Genomic DNA, 3,570 nt, shown 5'->3' with positions numbered 1-3,570 from the left:
ATACATATCTAATTTTGAAATGGGCAAATTCCAGGGGCTTGCCCAAGACCATGACCTCGTGTTGGATTTGGGAGATAAAGCATCCAATAATAACCTTCATCTCTTTTTGCGTGGATGGATATTTCCTGCTGATGCCAGCATAAATACTTCCATGGCACAGGCCGATACTTATCGGCAAAAACCACCTTCATTGCAGGTAATTGATAAAGATGGCAAATGGAAAACGGTTATTCCCAACATTGGTTTTCCTATGGGGAAAGATAAAATGGTCATTGTTGATTTATCAGGCAAATTTCTTTCAAAGAGTGACAGGCGCGTAAGGATTCAAACCAATATGCAGATTTACTGGGATGAAATTTTCTTCTCCAACGGTTTATCTAAAGCGCCGGTAAACCTGCATGATCTTACCATGACAACAGCCACGCTGGGTTACAGGGGTTATTCATCCACTTACACAAAAGGTGGCCCGTTTGGCCCGCACTGGTTTGATTATTACAATGTTTCGGGCGGGCAGAAATGGAGAGACCTTACAGGTAATTATACGCGGTACGGCGATGTATTGCCTTTATTAAAACAGGCCGATGATGAATATATCATCTGCAATTCAGGTGATGAAATAAGTATTGATTTTGATGCATCCAATTTACCTGTATTGCCCAAAGGATGGAAGCGTGATTTTCTTATTTACAGCGAAGGATGGGTAAAAGATGGCGACCTGAATACAGCTTACGGGCAAACTGTTGAACCGCTGCCTTTTCATAATATGCCGGCTTATCCTTATCGGGGTGAAACAGCTTACCCGGCGGATGCAAGGCACAAAAAATACCAGGCAGAATATAATACGAGGGTTATTAATACAGACAGGTTTAAGAATGCATTGAATGCAAAAAAATAATAAGAATAAAAGTTAGCTTTATCTTATTCGCATTAAATTAATCCGGCAGCGGTATTTGCTTTCAAGGGTATTTGTATACAACTTATTTTGTAGCCTTGCAAAATCATTGACCATTAAATGAAACTAGCTAATAATTTATTTCCAGGTTTTTTCATAAGAATATTTTGCGTGCTTGTTATTATAGCATCTACTGCCAGCATTGCCTTTTCTCAAAATGAAAATCTTCCGCCCAGGATGCTGGCGTATCAATACTTACAGCAAAACCAGGTGAACGAAGCGGAGTTTGCATTTTTAAAAGCGATAAAGACCGATCCTAATGAAATTTTAAATTACCGTGACCTTGCCATTCTCTATCTCTCCAAAAAAAATTACACCAAAGCTGAAAGCACGGCTAAAGCAGGCTTAAAACTAAAGCCCGATGATCCGGATGTAAAATCCGTGCTCGCAAAAATTTATCTTCAGAAGAATGACAGGCGCAATGCAATAATCCAGTTAAACAGTATTGCCAGAAAAAATTCCCGCAATGTTTTTGCATGGTATGCTTTTTCAGGCCTGGCTGCAGATATTTATTTAAAGGAAAGATATTTATTTAAAGTGCTTTCGCTTTCGCCGGCTAATGTTGTTGCCAGGCTCAACCTCGCAGAACTGCTTATCAGCAACAATAAGGCAGATTCGGCAATATTTTATTTACAGGGAATAAAAAAAACCGTTCCTTCTTTTTCACCTGCATTAAATGCATCGTATAATCAGCTTACACAATCACTCAGCGCAAAAGATTTTTCAAAAGCCAAAATGCAGATAAGCCGGTTCAAAGATCTGCTGGCACTTACCAGCAGTTATGTTGAATCGATGGCGCTGCTTGCAGGCCCGCAATTGCCGGTTGGTTATGCAGCATTTGCTTCAAGCCAGGTGCAAAACAAAGGCCAGAATACACGAAGAGGCTATGCCACAAATAAAGGGTTTACCGATGCTACAAAATTGATAGGCCTTGATTTTGGCGACACAGATAAAGGCACTAATGGCGTAATTGCCGTAACGGATTATACAGACGCCGGCGAAATGTATTTATACACCAGCAGCATAACAGGCGGCAAACAAAAATGCCGGTTGCTGGCAAGTAAGATCGGCAGCTTCCAGGAAACGGATGTGCCCGGCGGAATTGATCATGATGCCGCAGACCATGACGCCGCATTTATAGATTATGATAACAACGGTTATCCCGATCTGTTTGTTGCTACAGCAAGAGGCATCCTGCTATACAGAAATAATGGCGACGGCACGTTCGCTTATCAAAGAAATGATATTGGATTAGGCAATTCAGTGAACATACAGAAAATGATCTTTGCCGATTTTGACCAGGATGGCGACCTCGATTTGTATGCATCCACAACAGCCGGGAACAAATTTTTCCGCAATAACAGCAACGGTACATTTACGGAACAGGCAGGCGCCATGGGCCTTGCCATTTCAGGTGCTGCCGGTATGGATTTTAGTGATTATGATGGCGATGGCGATTTAGATATAATTGTGGCAAGCGAAACAAGAAGCCTGTCATTATTAAACAATAACCGTCATTCGAAATTCACAAATGCTACTGCTTCAGCCGGGCTTAAAAATTCCGCGTACAACGGTAAAGCCGTTGCGTTTGCAGATTATAATAATGATGGATTACCTGATCTGTTTATAGCCGGCAGCGGGCAACATTTCCTGTTAAAGAATGCCAGCGGCAATCGTTTTACTGCTGATGCCGCTTCAAAAACAATTTCCACAACCCTGCAAAATGTAAAGGTGTATGATGCTGCATTTTTAGATTATGATAATGATGGTTATGCCGACCTGCTCGTAGCGGGCACAGCCAATACATCTTCCAATGCTGTATTCTTATTTCATAATGAGAATGCAAAGAGCTTTAGCGATGCATCGTCTTTATTGCCGCAAACAACCGGTGTTGCTACAAGTATTGCTATTGCCGATTTTAATTCGGATGGTGATGACGATATTTTCCTGGCAGGTCCCGGTGGCATAAAACTGATAAGGAATGATGTAGGCAGTTTAAACCATTATATGCAGGTGCAGTTAACCGGGCTTACTTATGGCAGCAATAAAAATAACCGGCTGGGCATAGGTGCACAGGTGGAACTCAAAGCAGGCGATCTCTATCAGGTAAAAACCATAAAAAGATCCATTACCACTTTTGGCGTAGGCACACGTACTTCGCTTGATGCTGTACGTATCATCTGGCCAAACGGCACACCGCAGTACATTAAAGATCCTTCAGCCAGTGAAAGAATAATCGAAGAGCAAATGCTCAAAGGCTCCTGTCCTTTCCTGTATGCCTGGAATGGCAAGCGGTATGAGTTTGTAAAAGATATGATGTGGCGCAGCGCACTCGGCATGCCTTTGGCCATTAACGGAAAAGATACAACCTATGCTTTCTCCGATGCATCCAAAGAATACCTGCTTAGTCCCGGTGATAACATTAAACCAAAAGATGGCAAATATTCCATTAAAATAACTGAAGAACTTTGGGAAGCTGTTTATTTTGATAAGGCCGAACTCATTGCCGTTGATCATCCTGATTCGGTTGATGTGTTTGCCGATGAGCGGTTTACTCCACCACCTTTTGCAGGCAAACGGCTCTATCCTGTTGCTGCAAAACATTATCCCGTAAAAGC

Annotated in this window: 2 protein-coding genes; both read left to right on the top strand. The window is 42.0% G+C overall.

Annotated elements, in window-relative coordinates:
- On the top strand, positions 1–895 hold an 895-nt coding region (locus tag ACTHN6_RS21205), incomplete at its 5' end, for a hypothetical protein (RefSeq protein ID WP_440437786.1).
- Between the two features lie 117 nt (positions 896–1,012).
- Positions 1,013–3,570 (top strand): FG-GAP-like repeat-containing protein (locus ACTHN6_RS21200; RefSeq protein ID WP_440437785.1); only part of this gene is annotated, 2,558 nt, incomplete at its 3' end.

The sequence above is a fragment of the Parafilimonas sp. genome (assembly GCF_051953455.1).
Taxonomy (GTDB): Bacteria; Bacteroidota; Bacteroidia; order Chitinophagales; family Chitinophagaceae; genus Parafilimonas.
Note: the sequence above shows the minus strand (reverse complement) of the source record. Positions and strands in the feature narration are given on the sequence as shown.